The organism is Sulfitobacter sp. PR48, from assembly GCF_028807335.1.
Lineage (GTDB): Bacteria > Pseudomonadota > Alphaproteobacteria > Rhodobacterales > Rhodobacteraceae > Sulfitobacter.
The window spans coordinates 286,692-310,923 of sequence record NZ_JARAMM010000004.1 but is presented as its reverse complement, the minus strand read 5'-3'; the positions used below and the strand labels follow the sequence as shown (position 1 = coordinate 310,923).

The 24,232-nt window shown below is 66.4% G+C and carries 22 protein-coding genes; 6 read left to right on the top strand and 16 right to left on the bottom strand.

From position 1 onward, the window contains the following. The first annotated feature begins 313 nt into the window (after positions 1-313). Positions 314-1,195, top strand: coding sequence for a BadF/BadG/BcrA/BcrD ATPase family protein (locus tag PVW51_RS07810; protein WP_269362273.1), 882 nt, complete (start codon positions 314-316; stop codon positions 1,193-1,195). Between the two features lie 781 nt (positions 1,196-1,976). Here PVW51_RS07810 and PVW51_RS07805 read toward each other — a convergent pair. From PVW51_RS07805 to PVW51_RS07780, 6 genes are all read right to left on the bottom strand, one after another. Continuing rightward, positions 1,977-3,284, bottom strand: coding sequence for an amidohydrolase family protein (locus PVW51_RS07805; protein ID WP_274574399.1), 1,308 nt, complete (start codon positions 3,282-3,284; stop codon positions 1,977-1,979). Between the two features lie 230 nt (positions 3,285-3,514). Next, the gene (locus tag PVW51_RS07800) at positions 3,515-4,459 is read right to left on the bottom strand and encodes an ABC transporter permease (protein WP_114274795.1); all 945 of its coding nucleotides are present in this window, start codon (positions 4,457-4,459) and stop codon (positions 3,515-3,517) included. Beyond that, a complete protein-coding gene (locus tag PVW51_RS07795) occupies positions 4,459-5,508 on the bottom strand; it encodes an ABC transporter permease (protein ID WP_269362279.1) in 1,050 nt (349 codons plus the stop codon). Before PVW51_RS07795 ends, PVW51_RS07800 begins: the two co-directional genes overlap by 1 nt. Continuing rightward, positions 5,498-7,030, bottom strand: a complete 1,533-nt coding sequence (locus PVW51_RS07790) for an ABC transporter ATP-binding protein (RefSeq protein ID WP_274574396.1) — start codon at positions 7,028-7,030, stop codon at positions 5,498-5,500. The genes PVW51_RS07795 and PVW51_RS07790 overlap by 11 nt, the downstream gene beginning before the upstream one ends. Before the next feature lie 229 nt (positions 7,031-7,259). After that, positions 7,260-8,270: a BMP family protein gene (locus tag PVW51_RS07785; protein ID WP_274574395.1), complete on the bottom strand. Its 1,011-nt coding sequence runs from the start codon at positions 8,268-8,270 to the stop codon at positions 7,260-7,262. Between the two features lie 447 nt (positions 8,271-8,717). Beyond that, complete coding sequence (locus PVW51_RS07780) at positions 8,718-9,626, bottom strand: LysR family transcriptional regulator (protein WP_269362284.1); 909 nt, start codon at positions 9,624-9,626, stop codon at positions 8,718-8,720. Positions 9,627-9,719: 93 nt separating this feature from the next. Here PVW51_RS07780 and PVW51_RS07775 point away from each other — a divergent pair, with 93 nt between their 5' ends. Further along, a complete protein-coding gene (locus tag PVW51_RS07775; RefSeq protein WP_274574394.1) occupies positions 9,720-10,583 on the top strand; it encodes an epimerase in 864 nt (287 codons plus the stop codon). Between the two features lie 239 nt (positions 10,584-10,822). Here the strand turns inward: PVW51_RS07775 and PVW51_RS07770 are convergent, their stop codons facing one another. Continuing rightward, entirely contained in the window at positions 10,823-11,497 is a 675-nt protein-coding gene (locus PVW51_RS07770; RefSeq protein ID WP_274574393.1) for a hypothetical protein, read from the bottom strand. Positions 11,498-11,682: 185 nt separating this feature from the next. Between PVW51_RS07770 and PVW51_RS07765 the strand changes: the two genes are divergently transcribed. Then, positions 11,683-12,183, top strand: coding sequence for a cell wall hydrolase (locus PVW51_RS07765; protein ID WP_443287699.1), 501 nt, complete (start codon positions 11,683-11,685; stop codon positions 12,181-12,183). A gap of 2 nt (positions 12,184-12,185) precedes the next feature. Here PVW51_RS07765 and PVW51_RS07760 read toward each other — a convergent pair whose 3' ends face one another. From PVW51_RS07760 to PVW51_RS07745, 4 genes are all read right to left on the bottom strand, one after another. Then, entirely contained in the window at positions 12,186-13,157 is a 972-nt protein-coding gene (locus PVW51_RS07760) for an oligopeptide/dipeptide ABC transporter ATP-binding protein (RefSeq protein ID WP_274574392.1), read from the bottom strand. Continuing rightward, positions 13,154-15,037 (bottom strand): dipeptide/oligopeptide/nickel ABC transporter permease/ATP-binding protein, encoded by a 1,884-nt coding sequence (locus PVW51_RS07755; protein WP_274574391.1) that lies wholly within the window; start codon positions 15,035-15,037, stop codon positions 13,154-13,156. Before PVW51_RS07755 ends, PVW51_RS07760 begins: the two co-directional genes overlap by 4 nt. Further along, positions 15,034-15,981, bottom strand: coding sequence for an ABC transporter permease (locus PVW51_RS07750; RefSeq protein WP_269362294.1), 948 nt, complete (start codon positions 15,979-15,981; stop codon positions 15,034-15,036). The genes PVW51_RS07755 and PVW51_RS07750 overlap by 4 nt, the downstream gene beginning before the upstream one ends. Before the next feature lie 72 nt (positions 15,982-16,053). Then, on the bottom strand, positions 16,054-17,628 hold the full coding sequence (locus tag PVW51_RS07745; protein ID WP_274574418.1) for an ABC transporter substrate-binding protein: 1,575 nt from the start codon (positions 17,626-17,628) through the stop codon (positions 16,054-16,056). 95 nt (positions 17,629-17,723) lie between these two features. Here PVW51_RS07745 and PVW51_RS07740 point away from each other — a divergent pair, with 95 nt between their 5' ends. Further along, positions 17,724-18,389, top strand: coding sequence for a DUF1028 domain-containing protein (locus PVW51_RS07740; RefSeq protein WP_274574390.1), 666 nt, complete (start codon positions 17,724-17,726; stop codon positions 18,387-18,389). 19 nt (positions 18,390-18,408) lie between these two features. Here PVW51_RS07740 and PVW51_RS07735 read toward each other — a convergent pair whose 3' ends face one another. Further along, entirely contained in the window at positions 18,409-19,197 is a 789-nt protein-coding gene (locus PVW51_RS07735; protein WP_274574388.1) for a FadR/GntR family transcriptional regulator, read from the bottom strand. A gap of 69 nt (positions 19,198-19,266) precedes the next feature. On the opposite strand from PVW51_RS07735, the gene PVW51_RS07730 reads away from it, so the two are divergent. Next, positions 19,267-20,490, top strand: a complete 1,224-nt coding sequence (locus PVW51_RS07730; RefSeq protein ID WP_274574387.1) for a M20 family metallo-hydrolase — start codon at positions 19,267-19,269, stop codon at positions 20,488-20,490. On the opposite strand, the gene PVW51_RS07725 is transcribed toward PVW51_RS07730, so the two are convergent. The 4 genes from PVW51_RS07725 to PVW51_RS07710 are packed head-to-tail and all read right to left on the bottom strand — an operon-like array spanning position 20,473 to position 23,508. Further along, entirely contained in the window at positions 20,473-21,630 is a 1,158-nt protein-coding gene (locus PVW51_RS07725; RefSeq protein ID WP_274574386.1) for an MFS transporter, read from the bottom strand. The genes PVW51_RS07730 and PVW51_RS07725 overlap by 18 nt on opposite strands. A 3-nt stretch (positions 21,631-21,633) precedes the next feature. Next, positions 21,634-22,161, bottom strand: coding sequence for a PaaI family thioesterase (locus PVW51_RS07720; protein ID WP_274574385.1), 528 nt, complete (start codon positions 22,159-22,161; stop codon positions 21,634-21,636). Next, positions 22,148-22,291 (bottom strand): hypothetical protein, encoded by a 144-nt coding sequence (locus PVW51_RS07715; protein ID WP_274574384.1) that lies wholly within the window; start codon positions 22,289-22,291, stop codon positions 22,148-22,150. The genes PVW51_RS07720 and PVW51_RS07715 overlap by 14 nt, the downstream gene beginning before the upstream one ends. Positions 22,292-22,323: 32 nt before the next feature. Next, positions 22,324-23,508 (bottom strand): acetyl-CoA C-acyltransferase, encoded by a 1,185-nt coding sequence (locus tag PVW51_RS07710; RefSeq protein ID WP_274574382.1) that lies wholly within the window; start codon positions 23,506-23,508, stop codon positions 22,324-22,326. Between the two features lie 140 nt (positions 23,509-23,648). Here PVW51_RS07710 and PVW51_RS07705 point away from each other — a divergent pair, with 140 nt between their 5' ends. Beyond that, positions 23,649-24,194 carry a TetR/AcrR family transcriptional regulator gene (locus PVW51_RS07705; protein ID WP_274574380.1) on the top strand — a complete coding sequence of 182 codons (546 nt, stop codon included), beginning with the start codon at positions 23,649-23,651 and terminating at the stop codon, positions 24,192-24,194. Positions 24,195-24,232: the final 38 nt, after the last annotated feature.

Genomic DNA, 24,232 nt, shown 5'->3' with positions numbered 1-24,232 from the left:
TGGATACGTCTTTGGTTCTCGTTAGCGCTAACAAGGGGAAATTACAACCTCCAATCCCGCCGGCGCCGCGGAGTGCCTCCGATTTGTGCAGCGTGACACGGCTTTGACCCGGCGCGCGGGATTTTCCGACCCCGCCCAACGGGCGGCATCACGCAAAGTTGACCCGAAGGCCGGGACGTGCGGGGATAAAGTGGAATGGGCGCGCGCCCGTGCCCGGCCACCTGCCCGGCGCGGGGGCTGTGCTCAAAAAAGCAGCGGGGCAAGTCGCATTTTCACCCTGTACTGCGCGCGCAGGTGCCCTATAGAAGCCGCCATGACCAATATGCATGAACCCATTCTGATTGCGGTGGACGCAGGCGGCACCGGGTGCCGGGCCGCGGCCGGCACTGCGGCACGCGGCATCCTGGCCGATGCGCGGGGCGGGCCCGCCAATGTCGAGAACAATTTTGGCGGGGCGATCGCCAATATCACCGCCGCCGTGCGCGCGGCGCTGGCCCAGGCCGGGCTTGCCGATACGCCGCTGGAGCGGATCATCGGCCATGTCGGCGCCGCCGGGGCCAACAGCCCCGAGACGATGGCCGAGGTTGCCGCCGCCCTGCCCTATGGCCACACCATGGTGTCGGGCGACAAGGAAACCACCGTCGCCGGGGCACTGGGGGCACATGATGGCTATGTGCTGGGCATCGGCACCGGCACCTTCATCTCGCGCCAGTGCGGCGGCGTGGTCAGCACCGTGTCGGGCTGGGGTTTCCAGATCTCCGATCAGGCCTCGGGCGCATGGCTGGGCCACCGGCTGCTGGAACGCACGCTGCTGGCCCATGACGGGATCGAACCGCAAAGCGCCCTCACCCGCCGGACGCTGGACCGGATGGGCGGGCTGCACGAGATGCGCCGGTTCTGCCTGACCGCCACGCCGACCGATTACGCGACCCTCGCGCCCGAGGTGCTGAGCGGCGCGCAGGAGCAGGACCCTGCCGCGATGCAGATCATCGCCCGGGCGGTGGACTTTCTGGAAAAGGGGCTGGCGGCGCTTGATTTCACGCCCGGCGACAGGCTCTGCCTGACCGGCGGCGTGGGACCGCATTACCGCGGCTACCTGTCCGAGGACGTGGTGCGCAACCTGGTCGCCCCGCAGGGCAATGCCATGCAGGGGGCCTTTGCGCTGGCCCGTCAGGCCGCGCAGCAGGAAGCATAGTCACCCGGAATCAAAGTTCGGTTCATTAAATGCAGCTCTCAACGGCAGGTTCGCACCCGACACCGAGGGCGGCCCTCCATTTGGTGAGACATTTTCACTTTTTCCATAGTTCGCAGCATCTTGCGAGGTTGGAGTTTCGCACCCGCCGTTTTGCCGAAGGCAAACCTGCGGTTTGACGGGGGCGGGGTCGGGTGCGAACCGGATCGCAAGCGATCCGGGGGCAGTGGGAAATGATGCGCATTTCGTTTCCGCCATACTAGGTCGGAATCGAAGTTGCAGCGTTGAAGCGGGTGCCCGACAGAGGTTCGCGCCCGGCCCCGAGGACGCAACTTGGCGCGCCATACTGCAGGGGAAGACATGTCATACATGACATGTCAAAAATGACAGGTCTATCATGACATGTCTTCACCTGCAGGCAGCAGGTAGCAGGTAGCAGGTAGCAGTGCAGTGGCGGCAGATGACAGCGGTGCAAAGCCTATGGTTGCGGCTTCGGCCTGAGTGATCCGGGATCGTCTGAAATCAGATATTTCATCGCGTTCCAACGCATCGCTTTAGCGCCCGCCGCAGCGGTCACGCTTTGCTTTCCTCGTCTGGGTCTGTGGATCTGTGGGGACCGTTGAAATGGCGGCGCCGCCGGATCGGATGGATGAGACAGGGATGACCCTGCACGTTGAACGGTTCAAAGTGGCCCGTTGAGGACGGGCCTCTGTTTCTCCGAATGCGCCCGGCGTGTCAGACCGGGTGCGGATGTCGCGACAGGTGGGGTTCTACCGGCACAGGGTTAACCCTGTCCTGCTGCCCCGTCCGTTGCGCGCCCATGGGCGGGATGCCTGCGCCGCACCGATGCGGGGCGCCCCGGCAGATTCAGCCGCGCGTCATTGCGGCTCTGGCGCGAGATCACCTTGCCTTTCGCCACCACCAACAGCCGGTCGGGCCGCAGGCGCAGCGCCTCGATCGGATTGCCCGCGTCCAGCACCACCAGCGAGGCCCGCGCGCCGACCTGCAGCCCGTAGTCCTGCAGCCCCATGATCCGCGCATTCACCTCTGTCACCATGTCGAAACAGCGCCGCATCTCTTCCGGGCTGCTCATCTGCGCCACATGCTGGCCCATGAAGGCGACATCCAGCATGTCGCCGGTGCCCATCGAATACCAGGGGTCCATCACGCAATCCTGCCCCCAGCCCACGGTGATGCCCTGCGCCTGCATCTCCTTCACCCGCGTCAACCCGCGCCGTTTGGGGAAAGTGTCATGGCGGCCCTGCAGCATGATGTTGATCAGCGGGTTGGGGATGGCGGCAACCCCGGCTTCGGCGATCAGGGGCAGCAGTTTGGAGACATAGTAATTGTCCATCGAATGCATCGAGGTCAGATGCGACCCGGCCACCCGGCCCTGCAGGCCAAGGCGCTGCGTCTCATAGGCCAGCGTTTCGATATGGCGCGAATGGGGGTCGTCGGTTTCGTCGCAATGCAGGTCCACCATCAGCCCGCGCTCGGCGGCAATCTCGCACAGGGCGGTGACCGACCGCGCGCCATCCACCATGGTGCGTTCGAAATGCGGGATGCCGCCGACCACATCCACCCCCATGTCCAGCGCCCGCAGCGTGTTGGCATAGGCGGTGGGGTCGCGGTAGAGCCCGTCCTGCGGGAAGGCTACCAGTTGCAGGTCGATGTAGCCACTGACGGCGCGGCGGACCTCCAGCAGCGCCTCGACCCCCAGCAGGCGGTCGTCGCAGGTGTCCACATGGCTGCGGATCGCCAGCAGGCCGAGCGAGGCCGCCCAGTCGCAATATTCCAGCGCGCGGTCAAAGACCTCTTGTTGTGTCATCACGCCCTTCAGCTCGCCCCAGAGCCCGATCCCTTCGAGCAGCGTGCCCGAGGCGTTGATGCGCGGGGTGCCGTAGCTGAGCGTGGCGTCCATGTGGAAATGCGGATCGACGAAGGGGGGCGAGACGAGATCGCCGGTGGCGTCGATGACCTCGCCCGCCTCCGCCTCCAGCGTGCCGATGGCGGTGATCCGGTCGCCCGCGATGCCGATGTCGGCGGTGGTGCCGTCCGGCAATGTGCCGCCCTTGATGATGATGTCGAACATGGTCTCACTCCCTCAAACTGCCGAAAGGTCCCGGGTCTTCGTCCGGGACGGCGGCCCATATCGTCTCGACCGGCGCAGCCGGTCAGCGCCTGCCTGCCCCCCGGCAGGCGCTTTGAGCGCTCCGCCGGATGCAACGTCCCGCATTTCCCGAAACCTCCGCCAAGCCACCCCGTTTCGCCCCGCGCCTACCCAGGCAGGCGCTGACCGGCTGCGCGCACCTGATGCGTCATTCAACGCTCCCCCTTGTTGAAGGGCACCATCAGCGCCGCAGGCACCTGTGCGCGGCGCGACATGACCACCAGCGCCAGGATCGACAGGATATAGGGCGCCATCAGGAAATACTGGTAGGGTATCCCCGCCCCCAGCGGTGTCTGTTGCAACCGCACCTGCAACGCGTCGAAGGCGGCAAAGAGCACCGCGCCCAGCAGGGTCTTGCCGGGCCGCCACGAGCCGAAGACCACCAGCGCGATGCAGATCCAGCCGCGCCCGTTCACCATCTCGAAGAAGAAGGAATTGAAGGCGCTCATGGTCAGGAACGCCCCGCCCACCGCCATCAGCCCGCTGCCCGCCATCACCGCGCCGATGCGGATGGCCGAAACGCTCAGGCCCTGCGCCTCCACCGCCGCCGGGTTTTCACCCGCCGCGCGCAGGGCCAGCCCCAGCGGCGTGCGGTACAAAACCACGCTCACCACAACCACCAGCACAAAGGCCAGATAGGTCAGCGGCGTCTGCGAAAACAGCGCCGGACCGACCAGCGGCAGATCCGACAGCAGCGGCACCTCCCAGGGCTGGAAGGCCGCGATCTTGGGCGGCGAGGTGACCTCCGGCAGGGCCAGACGGTAGCAATAATAGGTCAACGAGGTCGCCAGCAGGGTGATGCCCAGCCCCACCACATGCTGCGAGAGCCCGAAGGGCACGCAGAGCACCCCGTGCAGCAACCCGAATGCCATGCCCGCCAGCATCGCCACGCAGACCCCGAACCAGAGGCCGCCGCCCAGATAGACCGTCAGCCAGCCGGCAAAGGCGCCGACCACCATGATCCCCTCGATGCCGAGGTTCAGCACGCCCGCGCGTTCGCAGATCAGCTCGCCCAATGCGGCAAAGATCAGCGGCGAGGCGATGCGGATCGCGGCGGTCCAGAAACTGGCGGAGATGAGAATATCAAGGATGTCCATCAGCCGCGCCTCACCCTGAATTTGGTCAGCATGATCGCCAGCACCATCAGGAGCAGCGCCACCGCCAGCATGATGTCGGCCAGATAGGTAGGCACGCCCGCCGCGCGGCTCATGCTGTCCGCGCCGACGAAGATGCCCGCGACAAACAGCGCCGCCACCACCACGCCCAGCGGGTTCAGCAGCGCCAGCATCGCCACGATGATCCCGGTGTAGCCAAAGCCCGGCGAGATATCCAAGGTCAGGCTGCCCTTCAGCCCCGAGACCTCGGAAAACCCGGCAAGCGCGGCGAGGCCGCCTGACAGCAGCGCGGTCTTGATCAGCGTGGCATTGACCGGGATGCCCGCAAAACGCGCGGCCTCCGCGTTCAGCCCCACGGCGCGCATCTCATAGCCCAGCGTGGTGCGGCGCTGGATCACCCAGACCACAGCCGCCGAAATCAGCGCAAGGCCGAAGCCCCAGTGCAGGCGCAGCCCGTCGATGATGCGCGGCAGCCGGGCCTCTTCGATCAGCCGGGCGGATTTGGGCCAGCCCAGCCCCATCGGGTCCTTCAGCGGCCCCTCCAGCAGCATGGAGACCCAGAGCAGCACGACGAAATTCAGCAGAAGGGTCGTCACCACCTCATCCACGCCAAAGCGGGTTTTCAGGAAGGTCGGCACCAGCAGCACCAGCGCCCCCGCCAGCATCGCGGCGATGGCGATGAGTGGCAGCAGCGCGGCCGAAGGCCAGGCCAGCGCGCCGGTGCCCAGCACCACGGTCACCACCGCCCCCATGTAAAGCTGCGCCTCGGCCCCGATGTTCCACAGCCTGGCCTTGAAGGCGACGGCAACCGCCAGCCCGGTAAAGATGAGCGGCGTCGCGCGGTTCAGCGTTTCCAGCGTGGCGAACTTCGATCCGAAAGCCCCCTTGAGGATCAGCCCCAGCACCGAAAACGGCTGCGCCCCCGCGATCATCGCCAGCAGCGAGGCGATCACCACGGTGCCCGCCAGCGCCAGCGCGGGCAGGCCCAGGCGGCGGGTCAGCGCGGGGTTGGCAATGGGTTCAAGCCGCATGGTCAAACCCCTCGCCCGCCATCCAGACGCCCAGTTCCGCCACGCTCAGCGCGCCCCGGTCAAAGGCGGGCGACAGCCGCCCTTCGGAGATCACATGGATCACATCCGCCAGCGCCGTGACCTCGTCCAGATCCTCGGAGATCAGCAGCACCGCCGCGCCCCGGTCCCGTGCCGCCAGCAGCTGTTCATGCACATAGGTCAGCGCCCCGATGTCGAGGCCCCGCACCGGCTGGTTCGCCAGCACCACGTCGGGGGCGGTTTCCAGCACCCGGCCCAGGATCAGCTTTTGCATGTTGCCGCCCGACAGCAGGCGGATGCGGGTTTCGGGCCCTGGGCAGCGCACGTCATAGCCGGAGATGATGTTCTGCGCGAAATCGCGGGCGGCGCGCCAGTTCATCCAGCCCCGGCGTGAAAACGGCGGCCTGGCGTAAAGCTCAAGCACCGCATTTTCCGTGAGGTCGAAATCCGCGATGGTCCCGGTCTTGTGCCGGTCCTCGGGGATGCGCGCGATCCGGGCGGCCAGCGCAGCACGCGGGCTCCACCCCGCAACCGGCGCATCCGAGATGCGCAGTTCCCCCGATGCGGGCGCAATCAGCCCGCCGATCAGGTCGGCCAGCGCCGCCTGCCCGTTGCCCGACACCCCCGCCAGCCCGGTGATCTGGCCTGCGCGCAGGTCCAGATCGACCGCCTTGAGCCCCGGCGCGCTGCCCCGGTCCGGCGTGGTGACCGCCCGCAGAGAGATCCGCAGGGCGCCGGGGTTGGCCTGCCGCACCTGCGGCGCGGCAACCTCCGCCCCCACCATCATCTGCGCCAGCTGCGCCGCATCGGTATCGGCGGTGCGCGCCTCTGCCACCAGCCTGCCATGGCGCAGCACCACCACGCGGGAGGAGATCGCCGTGACCTCATGCAGCTTGTGGCTGATGAAGATCACCGACAGCCCCCGCGCCACCGCCCGGCGCATGGTGGCAAAGAGATCGTCGGTCTCCTGCGGGGTCAGCACGGCGGTGGGTTCATCCAGAATGAGAATGCGCGCCTCGCGGTAGAGCGCCTTGAGGATCTCGACCCGCTGGCGCTCGCCGACGCTGAGCGCGCCGACCTGCGCCTCCATGTCCACCCGCAGCCCGTAATCCTGCATCAGGGCCCTGATCCGGCGGCGCGCGGCGGCACGGCCGAACCCCGGCCGCCAGAGCGGTGCGGTGCCCAGCACGATATTTTCCAGCACGCTCATGTTGTCGGCGAGGGTGAAATGCTGATGCACCATGCCCACCCCGGCCTCCAGCGCCGCGCGCGGGTTGCCGGGGGGCAGCGGCTGGCCAAAGACTTCGACGCTGCCCTCGTCCGGCGTGTAATGGCCAAAGAGGATGTTCATCAGCGTGGTCTTGCCCGCGCCGTTTTCGCCCAGCAGGGCGATGACCTCGCCCTGCCGCAGTTCGAAGCTGATCGCATCATTCGCGGTCAGCGCACCGAACCGCTTGGTGATGCGGTCAAGACGCAGAACAATGGGGGCTGTGGTCACGCTCATTCAGGGGCCGTCAGCGGGTGCTGGCAGATGCAAAGAGCAGCGCCGTCCCGAGGGGTGGCGCAAAGGGCAGCGCCTGCCTGGGGAGGCGCAGGGGCGTGACGGCGAAAATGGCGACCGGGACGGGGTACATGCATCATTGCATCCGGTGGCAACGTCCGAAGCGCCTGCCGGAGGGCAGGCAGGCGCTGCCCGGCCTCCGGCCGGGCGGGACCATTTGCAAGGACTGCGCTCAACTGGACTTCGGCTCTTCGTCGTTGATCTCGACCGTGTATTCGCCCGCCTTGATCGCCTTGGTGCGTTCCGCGATCAGGTCCAGCGCCGCCTGCGGGATCTTGCCCTCAAACGTGCCGAAAGGTGCCAGCGATGCGCCGCCCTCCTTCATGAAGGAATAGACGCCATAGTCGGCGGCGGTGAAGTTCCCCGCCTTCACCGCGGCAATCGCGGCATCCAGCGTCGGCTCAAAGTGCCAGATCGCCGAGGCGACGACGGTCTCGGGGTATTCCGCCTGTGTGTCGATCACATTGCCGATGGCCAGAATGCCCTTTTCCTGCGCCGCATCCGAGACGCCGAAGCGTTCGGCATAAAGGATATCGGCACCATTCTCGATCATCGCAAATGCGGTTTCCTTGGCCTTGGGCGGATCGAACCAGGAGCCGATGAAGCTGACCTGAAAGGCGATGTCCGGCTTCATCTCGGCGGCGCCGGCCATGAAGGCATGCATCAGGCGGTTCACCTCCGGAATCGGAAAGCCGCCGACCATGCCGATATTGCCGCTTGTCGTCATCGCCCCTGCCACGATGCCGGAAAGATAGGCGGCGTCCTGGATGTAATTGTCGAAGACGGCAAAGTTCGGCAGGCCCGCGTCTTCCTTGAAACTTGATCCCATCAGGAAGGCGACATCGGGGTAATCGGCGGCGACCTCGCGCGCCTCCTGTTCCGCGCCGAAGACCTCGCCGATGATCAGGGTGTTCCCGCTTTCGGCATATTCGCGCATGACGCGGGCGTAATCGGTGTTGGAGACGTTTTCGGTAAAGACATATTCGATGTCACCGCGGGCCTGTGCCGCCTCTGCCGCCTTGTGGATGCGGCTGACCCATTGTTGTTCGACAGGTACGGTATAGATGCCCGCAACCTTGATCGGGTCGGCGGCAAGGGCGGTGCGCGGCGTCAGGGCGAAAGCGCCCGCCAGGGCGGCGGCGGAGCCGAGCAGAAATCGGCGTGTGAAGCGACGTGTGGTCATGATGATCCCCCGTTGGTTTTATTATTGCAGATCGTTTGCCAGTGGCCCGGATGAGTCAATAGAACGCCGCGTGTTAGGCTCTGGACCCATTAATTCTATATGCTCAGTTTGACAGATTTTTTCGCAGACAAGAAGCATCTGCGCAAGAATAGTGGTTCTATTTCAAGCAGATGCGCCGCAGGCTGCGGGAAAATCCGTCAAACCCGGAGGGCGGTGATTTCACTTCATTTCAACGTCTTGGGTCGCTTGCAAATAGAACCACTATTGGCTGCACGCCCCAAACCATTGAAATTTCGTGAAATCGCCGCTGAGCATATAGAATCAATGGGTCCAGAGCCTAGGCAATACTTCTGTCGCGGTCGCGGCGATGCGCCCAGTCTGCGGGCGGTCCACCGCCAGCCGGGAGAGACTGCAAAAGCCATCAGCATGCCGCAGCGGGGCGTCGGCTCATGCCGGTTGGCCGGCGGGCCTGCCAAGGGTTGACAGCTCCTGCGCAAGCATGTCGCGCACCCGCGCGATCCGGGGCACATGGCGCAGGGCATCGGGGACCACCAGCCAGACCGGCAGCGCCGGCAGGGTCACGAAATCGGCGATGCGCTCGACCCTCGGGTCGGCATCGCCGATCAGACGCTGGAACCCGCCCACACCGCCCCCCGAACAGACAAGGGACCAGTTCACCAGCTGATCCTCGCAGCGCAGCGGAAAGAAATCGCGGGTGACGTGCAGGCCGTTCTGCGCCATCAGGCGCAGGATCAGCTCGGATCTGTCGAAGCCGACAAAATCCATTTTCATCAGCGCCTCGGGCGTGTCGGGGCGGCCCGCACGGGCGATGTAGCTTTGCGCCGCGTAAAGCCCCAGCGGCAGCTCCGCGATCTTTTGCGCGATCAGGTTGCCGCGTTCGGGCCGGAACATCCGCAGGGCGATGTCCGCCTCGCGGTGCATCAGGTTTTCCGGCATGTCGGAGGCCACAAGGTCGATCTGGATGCCCGGTTCCTCCGCCCGCAGGCGGGCCAGGATCGGCGGCAGGTGCCAATAGGCCACGACCCGCGACGCGGTGATGCGCACCCGCCCCTCCAGCCGCGCGCTCTTGCCCGCGGCGGTCAGCGCCACATGGGAGGCCGCGTCCTCCATCTTGCGCACATGGTCATAAAGCTGATGGCCCAGGGCGGTCAGGCTCTGGCCGTCGGGCTTGCGGATAAAGAGCGGCTGTTCCAGCGCGGTTTCCAGCGCGCGCACATGGCGCCCCAGCGTCGGCTGGCTGACGCCGCAGGCGCGCGACGCCGCCGACAGCGATCCCGCCTTTGCCACCTGCAGAAAACTTTGCAGCAGCGACCAGTCCAATGCCCGTATATCCATTCATTTATGAATACCTGAACTGCAATTTCTGGCAATCCCCATTCGGATTATTTTGAGCAACAAGGGCGGGGCAATCGTTTCACAGGAGTTCACATGTCCCGAACAGTTCTCATTCTCGGTGCCTCGGGTTTCGCAGGCCAGGCTTTTGACCGCGCCTTTTCGGCGGATGGCTGGCGCGTCCGCCGTTTCCAGCGCGGCACCGATCCGGCACAGGCGGCGCGCGGTGCCGATCTGATCGTCAATGCCATGAACCCGCCGGATTACCACGACTGGGCCCGGCAGATCCCGAAGATCACCGAGCTTGCCATGGCTGCGGCCCGCGCCAGCGGTGCGCGGGTGCTGATCCCCGGCAACGTCTATGTCTACGGCAATCAGCCCGGTCCCTGGTCGGCAGAGACGCCGCACCGGGCCTGCAGCCGGAAGGGGCAGATCCGCGTCGAGATGGAGGCCGCCTGGCGCGCCTCCGGCCTGCCCGTGACGATCCTGCGCGGCGGCGATTTCATTGATGACCAGCGCAGCGGTCAGGCGATCGGGCTGGTGGTGCTGAAAAAGCTGCACAAGGGCCGGATCACGGCGATGGGCGCGCCCGGGGTCGAGCGGGCCTATGCCTATCTGCCCGATTTCGCCCGCGCGGCTGTTGCCTTGTCGAAACTGGAGGATCTGCCGGTTTTTGCCGATGTCGCCCTGCCGGGGCATAGCTTCAGCATCAACGATCTGGCCCGTGAGATCACCCGCCAGAGCGGGCGGGAGATGAAGATCGGCCAGTTCCCCTGGTGGGCGCTGCGCCTGAGCGCGCCGGTCTGGGAACTGGGGCGTGAGCTGCTTGAACAGCGCTATCTGTTCGATCATCCGCACCGTCTGTGCGGCGAGAAATTCGCGGCGCTCTGCCCGGCATTCCGGCATACGCCGTTCGAGGAGATGGTCGGAAGGCTGATTCAGCTTCACGATGCGGGTTAGGTGCCGGTCTGCCGGGTATCGCCCGACCTGGAGGGCGTTCCGACCTATGTGTGGCGACGAGGATCTCAACACGCGGGCGGGATTTGGCTGGGCAGAGGGTGCAAAATCGCCCTCCGTCACGCCAAAGGCGTGCCTATTCCAGTCGGCGCACCTTCGGTGAGATTCTTTACAGCGCACCTTCGGTGAGACGGGAGGTCGGGCGATGCCCGGCTTGCGCCGGGCGGGGCGGCTTGACCAACCTACTCCAGCGCGGCTTTCGCACCCTGCCGGGTAAGGGTCACATCGAAACCGCCCGCGCTGAGCGTGATGCGTTGCAGGGTCCGGGTGGCATAGGTCAGCTGCATGCCCAGCGACTTGAACCGGAAGGGTGACAGATGCCCCGGCCCCTGCACCACGCGGTAGGACATCCTGCAGGTGACCTCGCCACCGCTGTCGCTGCGCGCGGTGGTGGCGATGCGCACCACCCGGCGGCCGTCGTGGACAACCATCGGCTGCGGGCAGTCGCGGCCCAGCGCCAGCGCGGCAAAGGCTTCGGTCAGGGAAATCACGCCCCTTGGCACCTGCGCCACATCGCTGAGGTCCGTCGCCTCATCCGCCGGGATGACGGTGACTTCGGTCACCTGCCCCCCTGCCCGGGTCACCGCGATGTCGCGCTGCTTGCTGCCGCGGCTGCGGCTTTCATAGCCCACCGCCGCGCCGCGCGCCCTGGTCACCGCCTCGAAACTGCCGTCGGCCACCCCCAGCGGCGTGTTGTCCATGACCGCCAGCAGACGGCCCGCGCGCGGCCCGCCGTCAAAGGTCAGCGTGCCGATCTGGCGGTTGCCCAGCGCCATGGCAAAGCTCAGCTTTTCCGCAAGCGCCGGTCCGGCCAGCAGGCCCAGCGCGCAGGCGGTCAGGATCGCGGAACATCTCATGCAGGGTTTCCGTTGTCAGGGGCATCAGGGGCGTCGGGTTTTGCATAAGGCAACAACGCGCCCATGGCGAGGGGGCAGAGCCCGCGCCGCAGCATTCCGCTTGCCCAGGGCGGGGCTTGCGGAATACCCTCCGCGCGACAAAAGCGAACCCAGGATGCGAGGGCTGTACGGTGCCGAGTTTTAGTTTGAAACGCCCGACTGGTGCCGGGCTGGTCCTGGTTGCCCTTGTCGCGGGATGCGGCAGGTCCGAAGCGCCGCCGCCCTCTGCAAGCGATGTGGAATGCCTGGCCCGGGCGATGTATTTCGAATCGAACCGCTCCAGCCGGGACGGGATGGTCGCGGTGGGCAGCGTGGTGATGAACCGGGTCGCCTCCGACGCCTTTCCCGACACGGTCTGCGGCGTGGTCGGCCAGCCGAACCAATTCGCCCCCGGCGTCATGACAAGCCCGATGGAAAGCAGGGGGGCGGCACTTGCCCGTGACACCGCCCTTGCGGTCTATCGCGGTGAGCGGCATCCCCATACCGGCGCGGCCAAGTTCTTTCACGCGGCCTGGTATCAGGCGAATTACAACAACATCCACTATGTGGTGACGACCGGCGGCAATGCGTTCTACGAAAAGCGGCGGCCGGAGCATGTCTCGGTGCCCGCGCCCCTGCCCCCGACGGAAGGTCTGACCTCGGGCTAGAATCAACCCTCTGCCGCAGCGCCCAGCGGATTGAAACAGGCGATTTCCCGGCCCCCCCTGTCTCCGGTCAGGGCGGGCCTTTCGCGGCGGCACCGATCTGTCGCAAAGGCGCAGCGTTCGTTGAAGGCGCATCCCTTGGGCGGGTCCAGCGGATCGGGCAGTTCCACGCCGGCTTTCTCGGGGGCGGAGATCGGGCGGCCGACCTCCGGCGCGCTTTGGGCAAGCAGGGCGGTATAGGGGTGGCGCGGATTGGCGAAGATTTCCCGCGCCGGGCCGATTTCGACAACCGCACCGAAGTAGAGCACCGCCACCCGGTCGCTGACCGCCTCGACCACCGCGAGATCGTGGCTGATGAACAGATAGGTCAGGCCGAATTCCTGCTTGAGATCCGCCAGCAGGTTCAGCACCTGCGCCTGCACCGAGACATCCAGCGCCGAGACCGGTTCATCCAGGATCAGGATGCGCGCCCTGGCGGCCAGCGCCCGGGCGATGCCGATCCGCTGCGCCTGCCCGCCGGAGAATTCATGCGGATAACGGTCCAGGAATTCCTCGCGCAGGTTGACGGCGGCAAAAATCTCGCTGATCCGCGCGGCGCGCTCTGCCCTGCCCAGGCGGTGCAGCCTGCGCAGGGGGGCCTCCATGATCTGGCGGATGGTCTTGCGCGGGTTCAGGCTGCTGATCGGGTCCTGGAACACGTATTGGATGCGTTTGCCAAAGAGGGCGGGATCGGCGTTGTCCAGAACCGCCCCTTCGATTTCGATCTCTCCGGTGCTGGGCGGCAGGAGTCCGACAAGCATCTTGGCCAGGGTGGATTTGCCGCAGCCGGATTCGCCGACGATCCCCAGAGTCTCGCCGGTTTGTACCGTCAGATCCAGTGGCTGGACCGCATGCACATAGGACCAGGGTGCCCCGAAGGAGTGTTTGCCGACCCGGAAGGATTTTGACAGCCCCGTGAGTTTGAGCGCATCGGTCATAAGCTGTGCTCCGTCGCGTTTTCGGGAAAGAGGCAGCGGACCCGGCGGTCCGGTCCGGTCGGGCGCAGATCAATCTGCCCCGCCCGGCACTCCGCCTGCGCCTTGTCGCAGCGCGCGGCAAAGGCGCAGCCGGCAGGCAGGTTGTCGACGACGGGGGGCAATCCGGGAATCGCGGCCAGTTTGCGCTGGCCGCCGCCCAGGGTCGGCACGCAGTCGATCAGCCGGCTGGTATAGGGGTGTTGCGGGTTGCGCAGGACGGCCCCGGTTGGTCCCTGTTCGACAATCCGGCCCGCATACATCACCGCCACGCTGTCGCAGAGCTGGCCCACCACGCCGAAGTCATGGGTGATGAAGATGATCGCCAGGCCGCGTTCGCGCCTGAGATCGCTGAGAACCGAGAGGATCTGTGCCTGAACGGTCACATCCAGGGCGGTTGTCGGCTCATCCGCGATGATGACATCGGGGTCATTGGCCAGCGCCATGGCGATGCCGACCCGCTGCCGCATGCCGCCCGACATTTCGTAAGGGTAGCTGTCGATCCGGCTTTCCGCATTGGGAATGCGCACCGATTTCAGCAGGTCGATGGCCCGGGCGCGGGCGGCGCTGCGGGGGAGTGATTCATGCGACTGGATCGCCTCGATCAACTGGTCCCCGACCCGGTAGAGCGGATGCAGGGTGGCCAGCGGATCCTGGAAGATATAGGCCACCCGGCGGCCCCTGAGGGCGCGCAGCACCTCATAGGGCGCGCCGACAATGTCTTTGCCGTCAAAATGGACCGCGCCGCCGGTGATGACACCGGGTGGCGAGGCGACCAGCCCCATGACGCTGAGCGCGGTGACGGATTTGCCCGATCCGCTTTCCCCGATGATGCCCAGGCAGGCGCCCTTTTCCACATGCAGATCGACACCGCCGACGGCCTTGTATTGCCGGTCGCGGACATGGAATTCGGTCTGCAGGCCGGTGATGTCCAGCAGGCTGTCGGTGCGGGCGGCGGGCACCGCCCCCTGGCGGTCGACCGTGGTTGCGGCCATCGGGCGGCTGAGCGCGCCGGATTTCAGGCGCGGGTCCAGCGCGTCGCGGATGCCGTCGCCCAGCAGGTTGATGCCCATCACGATGATCAGGATCATCGCACCGGGCACGATGGAGGTATGGGGGTTGGTGATCAGCGCGGAGCGTGCCTCGCCCAGCATCGAGCCGAGATCGGCCTGTGGCGGCTGCGAGCCGAGGCCGAGAAAGGACAGGCCCGCGGTTTCAAGGATCATCCAGCCGACGGTTGTGGACATGGCGATGACGATCACCGGCAGCACATTGGGCAGCACCTCGCCCAGGATGATTTCGCGGTCGCGCATGCCGGCCAGCCGGGCGGCGTCGATGAATTCCTTATGGGCGATGCCGACCGTGATGCCGCGGATGTTGCGGGCAAAGAAGGGCACGTTGACCGCCGCCACCGCGATCAGCGCGTTCATCAGGCCGGGGCCAAGCGCGGCGACAATGGCCAGCGCCAGCAGGATATAGGGAAAGGCCATCAGCATATCGACGCCGCGCATGATGATGTTGTCGGTCCTGCCCCCGAAGTATCCCGCGATGATGCCGATGGCGGAGCCCAGCGTGGCCGCGATGATCGCGGCGGCCAGCCCCATGGCAAGGCTCAGCCGGGTGCCCCAGAGCAGGCGGCTCAGCAGGTCGCGGCCCAGATGGTCGGTGCCCAGAAGCGCGCCTTCGCTGAAGGGCGGCTTGAAGCGGTCGGCGGTCCGGGTGACATCGGGATCGGCCAGCGGCAGCAGCGGCGTCAGCAGTGCCAGCAGCACCACGATGCCGATCATGACAAGGCCCGCCAGGGCCAGACGGTTGCGCGCCAGCAGTTTCAGAAAGGCGGTCATGTCTTGATCCTCGGGTCAAGCAGCGCCTGGGCCACGTCCACGAGGATGTTGAACATCACGTAGCAGGCGGCGATGAACACCACCCCGCCCTGAACCAGCAGGATATCGCGTTTGAGGATGGCATCAACCAGCATCCGGCCAACGCCGGGCCATTGAAAGACCATCTCGATATAGACGGCACCGGACAGCACAAAGCCCGCCTGAATGCCCAGGATGGGAATGATCGAGACCATGGCGGCGCGCAGGGCATGGCGCCAGATCACCCGGCGTTCGTTCACGCCCTTGGCGCGGGCGGTGCGGATGAAATCCTGGCGCAGCACCTCCAGCATGGCGGAACGGGCCAGCCGCGCGATCACCCCGGTCGCCACCACCGAGAGGGCGAATGCGGGCATCGCCAGATGGTCCAGCAGCACCGGCAGGTTGCGGTCCCCGTAGATCGGCCACATGCCCGACACCGGGAACCACCGCAGCTGGACGGCGAAGATCAGGATCATCATCATGCCCAAAAAGAACGAGGGGATCGAGATGCCCAGCAGCACGGCAAAGGTGATCGCCTTGTCGGCAAACCCGTATTGCCGCGCCGCCGAGATGACACCGGCGGCGATGCCCAGCAGCGAGCACAGAAGAAAGGAACTGCCCGCCAGGATCAGGGTTGCACCGAAGCGGTCCAGCACCTCGTCCAGCACCGGCCGGTTGAGGGCAAAGCTGCGCCCGAAATCGCCCTGCAGCATGTTGCCGAGCCAGATGAAATACCGCGCCACGATGCCCTGATCGAGCCCGAGGTCGCGGTTCAGCTTCTCGACGTTCTCGGGGGTCGCATAGGAGCCCAGGATCGCGGTTGCCGGGTCGCCGGGGATCAGCGCCATGATCGCAAAGACGATCACGCTGATGCCCAGCAGCACCGGAATGGCCGAGAGCAGGCGTTTGAGGATATATCCGGTCATGGGCGGCTCCGTCGGGTTGCTGCGGCCCCCTGAGCGGGGCCGCAACGGGTCAGATCACGTGCTGGTCACTCATCACTTCTTGGTCACGTCATCCAGAAGCAGGAAGAACGAGGGCTGCAGTGAAAAGCCTTCGACGCGGTCCGAGGTGACGGCATTCTGTTTCCAGTTCGCCACAAAGACCCATGGCGCGTCTTCCTGCACGATCACCTGCATCTGCTGGTAGAGGCGCGCTCGCTCGGCCTGATCGGTCTCGGCGCGGGCGGCGTCCAGCAGCTTGTCCACCTCCGGGTTGGAGTAATAGCCGGAGTTGAAGCCGCCCTTGTCCGGCCATGCTTCGGTGCGCAGCGCGAGGAAGGGCAGCGTGTCGGGGTCATTGGTCATCCAGGCCATTTCGGCCATGTCCGCCTTGCCCTCCAGACCGGGGTTCACATTGCCCAGAAAGGTGTTCCATTCGTAGGTTTCGATGCTGACCTTCAGGCCCACGGCCTCAAGATCGGCCTGGATTGCCGTGCCCATCGACACCGGGTCCAGCATGCCGGAGCCGCCTTCGGTCACGTAGAAGGTCAGTTCGGCCCCTTCCGCACCGGCCTCTGCCAGCAGGGCGCGGGCGCGGTCGGGATCATAGGGATAGGGTTCCAGATCGGGGTTGTAAGCCCAGGCGAAGGCGGGCGGGGTCGGGCCGGCCGCGACCTCGGCGGTGCCTTCGAGCACGTCATTGACGATGGCTTCCTTGTTGATCGCATAGTTTGCCGCCTGCCGGACACGGACATCCGCAAAGGGGCCTTCCTTGGCATTCAGGATCAGGAACCAGACATGCGGGCCCGCCTGTTCAAAGACGGAATAGCTGTCGCCCTGGAATTCGCTGAGCGCGACGGGCGGGACTTCGACCATCAGGTCGATGCCGCCCGCGAGCATCTCGGCGGTGCGGGTATTGGCATCGGTGATCGGGCGGAACACGACCGCCTCCAGCCCCGGCGCGCCGTCCCAGTAGCCGGGGTTGGCCTGCACCACCACCGCTTCGTTGCTGCGCCATTCGCCGAATTTGAAGGCGCCGGTGCCGGAGGGGTTGCGCCCGAAATCCGCGCCATGTTGTTCGACCGCTGCGGGCGAGACGATCAGCCCGGTGGGATAGGCAAGGTTCGACAGGAAGGGCGCATAGGGGGCGTTCAGCGTGAAGGAGACCGTCATCGGGTCAATGACGTCGACCGATTCCACGGCGGAAAAGAAGAACGCGAGCGGAAACGGGCCGGTGTCATGGAAGGGGTGGGATTCGTCCAGGATGCGGTCGAAGTTGAATTTGACCGCCTCGGCGTCGAAGGCGCTGCCATCGTGGAAGCTGACCCCCTCGCGCAGGGTGAAGGTATAGACGGTGCCATCCTCGGAAATGGTCCAGTCGGTGGCAAGGGCGGGTTCGACCTCAAGCGTGCCGTCCTTGTAGCGGACCAGCCCGTCATAGACATTCATCAGGATGCGGAAATCGTTGACGGCGGTGACGGCGGCGGGATCGAGCGATTTGGGTTCAGCGATCTGGCCCACGATCAGGACGTTTTCGGGGGTCTGCGCAGTTGCGCTGCCTGCCGACAGGGCCAGCGCCGAGGCCGCGGTCGCCGCCAGCAGGGCACGGCGGGTGAGGGTCAGGAAAGTCATGGCGTATCCTCTCTGTTTCATCTTATTTATCATTATAAATTGCATTTGGCCAAATTATCATGATAAATACAAGTTAAATGTGCCGGGGCCGCCTCATGACGTTTTCCATTCTGACATATGACAAAAAAACAGGCGTTTACGCAGGTGCGGCGGCGACGGGCAGCCTTTGTGTCGGGGGCTGGGTGCTGCGCGGCGACATCGAATCGGGGCTCTGTGCCTCGCAGGGCACCGCGCCCAGCACCTTCTGGCGCGACGATGCGATGCGGCAGTTGCATGGGGGTGCCGGGGCCGGGGATGTGGTGGCCGCGCTGACCGGGGAAGACACGGGCCGGGACCATCGGCAATTGGCGGTGCTTGACAGATCCGGTGCCACCGCCGGGTTCACCGGTGCGGCCAGTGTTCCCTATGCCGGTTTCATCGCCGCCCCGGAGGTGATTGTCGCGGGCAACATGATCAGGTCGCGTGGGGTTCTGGAGGCCGCTGCCGCCGCCTTTGCCACGCGGGAGGGCACGCCGGCGGAACGGCTTGTCGCCGCCCTGCGCGCCGGTGAGGCGGCGGGATCGGATGTGCGCGGCCTGCAATCTGCCGCCCTTCTGGTTCTGAGCCCGGTTGCGCCGCCCATCGACCTGCGGATTGATGACAGCGCCCGCCCGCTGGACGATCTTGCAGCGCTATGCGCCAGGGTAAGCGCGCCGCCCTATGCCAGCTGGCTGGATGAAGCGCCCGTTGCGGTGGACCGCAGCCGCGCGCCGCGGTCGTAAGACCGGCGCGCGGCCCCGTCTATTCGGCCATGAATTCGCGGGTGATGCGCATTTCCTGCGCGTTCATCAGCCGTTCGGCCCCTTCCATATGCGAGGTCATGATGGCATGGGCGCGCGGGCCGTCGCCCCGGGTCAGCGCCTCCACCAGTTCGATCTGATGCCTGCGGCCACGTTCCCAAAGCTCCCGGTTGGGCGTGGCATAGAGGCGGCGGTGCACTGTCAGGTCAGAGAGGATCCGCGCCATGAAGGAGATCAGGAAGCCCATCAGCTGGTTGTCGGCGGCATCGGCGAGCCGGGCGTGGAAGGCCAGCGAAGAGATATGCTGCTGCTTTTCCTCTTCCGCTGTCTGCGCCGGTTCGGGGTATCTGTGCGCCATCTCGCGCAGTTCGGCCAATGTCGCGTCCGAGAGGTTGCCGGCCAGACGGGCGGCCAGGGCCGGTTCCACCAGCTTGCGCATCTCGTAGATGTCCGAAAGCGACAGGTCCTTGAAATAGAAGTAGTTTCCAAGCAGGGACATCGCCCGGTCCTTGCTGACCTCGCCCACCGCGCTGCCGCCGCCGGGGCCGGTCTTGGTCACGATCAGGCCCTGGGCCTCCAGAATGCGCATCGCCTCGCGCACGGTTCCCTTGGAGACGCCGAATTCTGCGATCATCGCCGCCTCGTTGGGTAGCTTGTCGCCCTTTTGCATGTCACGTTCGACCACCCAGCGTTTGATCTGATCCGCGACCTGAACGGGGCGCGACCGTTTCTGCGCCCGGGGGGCATCGGTGATCTTTGGATCGGCGGGGCGGGCGGCGGTTTGCTTCATGACATTTGTCTAGACGAGGGCTGGAGTCTTGTGTAGCTCATAATTTATCATAATAAATTCAGGATGCCTATGACCTTCGGTGAGATTGCCCAGAGCCGCCTGCACGAGATTGCCGCCTGTTCGCAGGCCGGGGATGGGGTGACCCGCCTGCCCTTCACCCCCGAACACCGGGCGGCGCTGGACCAGATCCGTGGCTGGATGGAGGCCGCCGGGTTGCAGGTGCATATGGATGCGGCGGCCACCCTGGTCGGGCGCTGCGCGGGGCCGGAGGGCAGCAAGACCCTGCTGATCGGGTCGCATCAGGATTCCGTACCCGGCGGCGGGCGCTATGACGGGATCATGGGCATTGCGCTGGCCTGCCTCGCGCTGGAAAAGATCCGCCGGGAGGGCCGCGCGCCGGCCTGTTCGGTGGAGGTTCTGGCCTTTGCCGATGAGGAAGGGGTGCGGTTTCCCACGGCGCTGATGGGGCCGAGGGTGCTGGCCGGGACGTTTGATGCGGCGGCGCTGGGGCTGGCGGACCGGGATGGCGTGACCCTTGGCGCGGCGCTTGCCGGGTTTGGCGGCGATCCGGCGCGGCTGGAGGCGCTGCGCCGCGATCCTTCCGACGTGCTGGGTTATCTGGAGGTCCATATCGAACAGGGCCCGGTTCTGGAGCGCCGGGCTGCGGCGGTCGGGGTGGTGACCGGGATCTGTGGGATCGAGCGCAATGCCATCCGCTTTGCCGGAGAGACGGGCCATGCGGGCACGGTGCCGATGGCGGACCGCCGCGATGCCCTTGTGGCTGCGTCCCGCTTTATCGCGGCAGTGTCGGAACAGGCCGGGCAGACCAACAGTATCCGCGCCACGGTCGGGTCGATTTCGGTGCATCCCGATGCGGTCAATGCGATCCCGGACCGGGCGGATTTCCCGCTTGAGGTGCGCTCGGTCTCCGACGAGGAGCGGCAGGGATTTACCGATGAGATGCGCGCGCTTGGCAATCGTATTGCCGGCGATGCCGGCCTGTCTTTCGAGATGACGCGGACCTATGTCCAGCCTGCGGTGTCCTGCGACCCGGAGCTGTCGGCGGCATTGGTTGCTGCGGTGGAACAGGGCGGGGCGGCGACGGTCACGCTGCCCTCGGGGGCCACCCATGATGCCTCTGCCATGTCAGATCTCTGCCCCATCGCGATGCTGTTCCTGCGCTGCCGGGGCGGGCTGAGCCATCATCCCGACGAATATGCCAGCGCCGCCGACATGGGGGCGGCGCTGGATGCGCTTGTGCATATGCTGGTGTCCTCAGGTCCGGGACAGTGACCGTGCGGTGCCCGAGCGCAGGGCGATGGCGACCACAAGACCCAGCAACGCCACAAAGGCACCGGTCAGCGGCGCGGCAGCATAGCCGCCGAAGCTGATCGCGGTGCCGCCCAGCAGCACGCCGGTGCCCTGTCCGAGATAGACCATCGAGCTGTTCAGCGTCAGAACGAAGGTCGTCGAGGGTCCCGCCGTTGCCGCAAGGCTCCCCTGCACCACCGGTGCGGTGGCAAACTGGCAGACCGGCGCAAGGGCGACGCTGACGACAAGCGCCAGGATATTGACCAGCAGCGGCGGGTTGGTCGACAGCGGTGGCACCAGAACCGCAAGCCCCAGGGCGATCCCGGCAAAGAGCCAGGCCAGCCCACGCCCGCCCAGGGTGGCCGCGATCCGCGCGCCAAGGATCAGCCCGGCGAGGCAGGACAGCCCGACGCCAAGCTGGAACAGCGCCACATGGGTGCCGGTGCCGCCGGTCAGGCTGGTGACAACCGGGCCGATGTAGCCCACCAGGCAGAACATCGCGCCAAAGGCGAGATAGGTCGAGGCCAGCAGCCCCGTGGATCTGGCGTCGAGGCGCGCGCTGCCCTTGGGGACAGGCTGTGCCGCGATGTCGGGGACGTTGCGCCAGACCAGCACGAGGGCCACGGCCGAGGCCAGCGCGGCCACGCCGAAGCTCGCCCGCCAGCCCAGCCAGTCCCCGGCCAGCGAGCCCGCAGGCATTCCCAGCATCAGCGCATAGGCGACCCCGGAATAGACCCTGGCGATGGCCCCGCCCCGTTGTTCGGGGGGGACCAGGGTCACGGCGATGGAGACCGCCAGCGGCAGCGAGAGCGCGCCGGTGATCCCCAGGGCGGTGCGCAGGAACAGGAGCTCATTGAAGCCCGGTGCCAGGATCGATGCGAAATTGAGCAGCACCATGCTGCCCAGCACCGGCAGGAGCAGCGGTTTCTTGCGCCGGTGCCGGGTCCAATGGGCCAGGAACGGCCCTGCAAAGGCGCAGCCAAGCGCATAGCCCGCCTGCAAAAGCCCGGCGGCCGAGACGCTGATGCCGAGGTCGGCGGCCAGCGGGCCAAGCAGGCCGGAGAAGACGAATCCCCCCAGCAGGAAGGCGAAGGGGACGGAGAGGAGCGTGATGACGGGCATGGTCTACCCCTGTGCCGGAAAGAGGAAACAGGTGGTGGTGCCGGTGGCGATCAGCCGGCCCGAGGCATCCTCCAGCCGCGCCTCTGCCGTGGCCGACCGCCGCCCCCGGGAGACCAGGGTGCCCAGCGCCCGGACCTGTCCCGCATCGGGCGCGAGGGGGCGGATGAACTTCACCTCCGTGCCCATGCTTGTATAGTTTTGGCCGGGGCCAAGCACCGAATGGACCGCACAGCCCAGCACGGAATCCAGCATGGTCATGATCCAGCCGCCGTGGACGGTGCCCATGGGGTTCAGGAATTCCGGCCCCGGATCGCCCCGGAACTCCGCCTGCCCTTCGGAGACCGCGTGTATCCACTGCCGCATTGTCCGCGCCATGGTCGGGGCGGGCACGCCGCCGGTGGGGATCGCGCGCAGGATGTCGAGCCCGGACATGGCCGCGATCTGGCGCGGGTCCGGCGGGCTGAAGCTCACTTCGGGCATGGTGGCCGCGTCAAAGGCGCGTTCTTTGGTTGTGGTGTCATGCTGTGGCATGGGTGCCTCCGGAATATCTGGGTGTGGGAATGCCCTGCGGGCGGTTGCGGAAGGGGGCTGGGGCCTTGGCCCGCCGCCCCCTGTCATGGGGTGCGCCGGTGACATGCGCGGCTGTCCGGGTCAGATCCATTGTTTGTCCTTTCGGGTTGGGTGAAAGCCGGGTCAGATTTCGATGGCCAGTGCCGTGGCCTCGCCGCCGCCGATGCAGAGCGAGGCCACGCCGCGCCGCTTGCCCCGCGCCCGCAGGGCGTGCAGCAGGGTGACGAGGATGCGTGCGCCGGTGGCACCGATGGGATGGCCCAGCGCGCAGGCGCCGCCGTTCACATTGAGCCTTTCGCGCGGGATGCCGATCTTTTGCGCGGCGGCCATGGGGACCACGGCGAAGGCCTCGTTGATTTCCCACAGATCGACCTGATCTGCGGTCCAGCCGGTGCGGGCCAGCAGCTTTTCAATCGCGGGGATCGGCGCGGTGGTATAGAGCGCCGGGGCCTGGGCATGGGTGGCCTGCCCGGCGATGGTGGCAAGCACCGGCAGGCCCCGCGCCTGGGCCAGGCTGCGCCGGGTCAGCACCAGCGCAGCCGCGCCATCGGCATTGGCGGAGGCGCTGGCGGCGGTGATTGTCCCGTCGCTGGCAAATGCGGGCCGGAGGCCGGGGATCTTTGCCGGGTCGACCTGGCCGGGGCGTTCGTCCTGCGCGACGGTGACTTCGCCCTTGCGCTGGGGCACTGTGACCGGCGCGATTTCATCGGTGAAGGCCCCCGAGGTGACCGCCATGCGGGCCCGTTCCAGCGTTTCGATGGCAAAGGCATCCTGTGCCGCGCGGTCAAAGCCGAAGTCCCGTGCCGTGACCTCGCCGAAGGCGCCCATGGGGCGGCCCGGTTCATAGGCGTCTTCGAGGCCGTCGAACATCATGTGATCAATCAGCGCGGCGCTGCCTGCCTTGCGGCCTGCACGCATTTCCGGTGCGAGATAGGGGGCGCGGGACATGGATTCCATGCCGCCCGCGACGATGATCTCGGCGCGCTCCAGCGTCAGCAGGTCGGCGGCGGTCATGATCGCCTTCATCCCGGAGCCGCAGACCTTGTTGATCGTGGTCGCGCCCACCGCATCGTCGAGCCCTGCCGCCCGCGCCGCCTGCCGCGCCGGGGCCTGGCCCTGTCCGGCGGGCAGGACGCAGCCCATCAGCACCTCTGTGGCGTCCGTCGGCCCGAGCCCGGCGTCGGCCATGGCGGCGCGGAGTGCCGTGGCCCCCAGCAGCGGCGCGGAGATCGGCGCAAGCGCGCCCATGAAGGCGCCGAGCGGGGTCCGGCGGGCGGCGCAGATGACGATGGGATCGGTAGGGGACATGGGGCGACTCGCTTTGCTCGTGATTTGCGATTAGATTATAAGCATAATCCAAACTGTCAAGATTAGATGTTAATTGACATCCAAACTGGATTTTTCTAGGATTGGCGGGCCATACCGACCAGAGATGAAAAGGCGCTGACATGCGTGTAAGTCGTGAAGTTGCACAGGAAAATCGCCAGAAGGTGGTTGACGAAGCCGCCCGGCTGTTTCGCATCCACGGATATGAAGGCATTGGCATTTCGGGCCTGATGAAAGCCGCCGGGATGACTCATGGCGGGTTCTACAAGCAGTTCCCGGACAAAACGGCGCTGATGGTGGAGGCCACCCAGGCGGCGATGGCGCAGCATGAGAAAGACTGGGCCAGGCGGCTGGAGAAAGCGGGGGGCGACCGGCTGGAGGCCTTCCGGCAGGCCTATCTGCACGACAGTCACCTGACGCGGGTTGCCGAGGGCTGCGTCCTGCCCGCGCTTGCGGCAGAGGCGCCGCGCCACGGAGAGGCCTTGCAATCCGCCTTTGCCGAGGGGCTGGAGAAGCTGGCGGATCTGGTGGCCCCGGAGGACAGGGCGGTGGCGCTGAGCACCATCGCCCAGGTGGTCGGCGCGCTGATGCTGGCGCGGGCGGCGGGGGATCACCCGGTTGCGGATCAGGTCATCGCGGCGGTTGGCGGCAAGGCCGATGAGGGTTGATGGCCTCGGGGTAAGTTGACTTTCGCGGCGAAGCGCAT

Excerpts from the sequence above, each read along its gene's own strand:
- PVW51_RS07725 (WP_274574386.1), bottom strand. The coding sequence starts at position 21,630 with ATGCCCGTCATCACGCTCCTCTCCGTCCCCTTCGCCTTCCTGCTGGGG.
- PVW51_RS07740 (WP_274574390.1), top strand. The coding sequence starts at position 17,724 with ATGACGTTTTCCATTCTGACATATGACAAAAAAACAGGCGTTTACGCA.
- PVW51_RS07730 (WP_274574387.1), top strand. The coding sequence starts at position 19,267 with ATGACCTTCGGTGAGATTGCCCAGAGCCGCCTGCACGAGATTGCCGCC.
- PVW51_RS07720 (WP_274574385.1), bottom strand. The coding sequence starts at position 22,161 with ATGCCACAGCATGACACCACAACCAAAGAACGCGCCTTTGACGCGGCC.
- PVW51_RS07770 (WP_274574393.1), bottom strand. The coding sequence starts at position 11,497 with ATGAGATGTTCCGCGATCCTGACCGCCTGCGCGCTGGGCCTGCTGGCC.
- PVW51_RS07755 (WP_274574391.1), bottom strand. The coding sequence starts at position 15,037 with ATGACCGCCTTTCTGAAACTGCTGGCGCGCAACCGTCTGGCCCTGGCG.
- PVW51_RS07785 (WP_274574395.1), bottom strand. The coding sequence starts at position 8,270 with ATGACCACACGTCGCTTCACACGCCGATTTCTGCTCGGCTCCGCCGCC.
- PVW51_RS07775 (WP_274574394.1), top strand. The coding sequence starts at position 9,720 with ATGTCCCGAACAGTTCTCATTCTCGGTGCCTCGGGTTTCGCAGGCCAG.
- PVW51_RS07705 (WP_274574380.1), top strand. The coding sequence starts at position 23,649 with ATGCGTGTAAGTCGTGAAGTTGCACAGGAAAATCGCCAGAAGGTGGTT.
- PVW51_RS07760 (WP_274574392.1), bottom strand. The coding sequence starts at position 13,157 with ATGACCGATGCGCTCAAACTCACGGGGCTGTCAAAATCCTTCCGGGTC.
- PVW51_RS07745 (WP_274574418.1), bottom strand. The coding sequence starts at position 17,628 with ATGACTTTCCTGACCCTCACCCGCCGTGCCCTGCTGGCGGCGACCGCG.
- PVW51_RS07810 (WP_269362273.1), top strand. The coding sequence starts at position 314 with ATGACCAATATGCATGAACCCATTCTGATTGCGGTGGACGCAGGCGGC.
- PVW51_RS07715 (WP_274574384.1), bottom strand. The coding sequence starts at position 22,291 with ATGGATCTGACCCGGACAGCCGCGCATGTCACCGGCGCACCCCATGAC.
- PVW51_RS07800 (WP_114274795.1), bottom strand. The coding sequence starts at position 4,459 with ATGGACATCCTTGATATTCTCATCTCCGCCAGTTTCTGGACCGCCGCG.
- PVW51_RS07790 (WP_274574396.1), bottom strand. The coding sequence starts at position 7,030 with ATGAGCGTGACCACAGCCCCCATTGTTCTGCGTCTTGACCGCATCACC.
- PVW51_RS07780 (WP_269362284.1), bottom strand. The coding sequence starts at position 9,626 with ATGGATATACGGGCATTGGACTGGTCGCTGCTGCAAAGTTTTCTGCAG.
- PVW51_RS07795 (WP_269362279.1), bottom strand. The coding sequence starts at position 5,508 with ATGCGGCTTGAACCCATTGCCAACCCCGCGCTGACCCGCCGCCTGGGC.
- PVW51_RS07750 (WP_269362294.1), bottom strand. The coding sequence starts at position 15,981 with ATGACCGGATATATCCTCAAACGCCTGCTCTCGGCCATTCCGGTGCTG.
- PVW51_RS07710 (WP_274574382.1), bottom strand. The coding sequence starts at position 23,508 with ATGTCCCCTACCGATCCCATCGTCATCTGCGCCGCCCGCCGGACCCCG.
- PVW51_RS07805 (WP_274574399.1), bottom strand. The coding sequence starts at position 3,284 with ATGTTCGACATCATCATCAAGGGCGGCACATTGCCGGACGGCACCACC.
- PVW51_RS07735 (WP_274574388.1), bottom strand. The coding sequence starts at position 19,197 with ATGAAGCAAACCGCCGCCCGCCCCGCCGATCCAAAGATCACCGATGCC.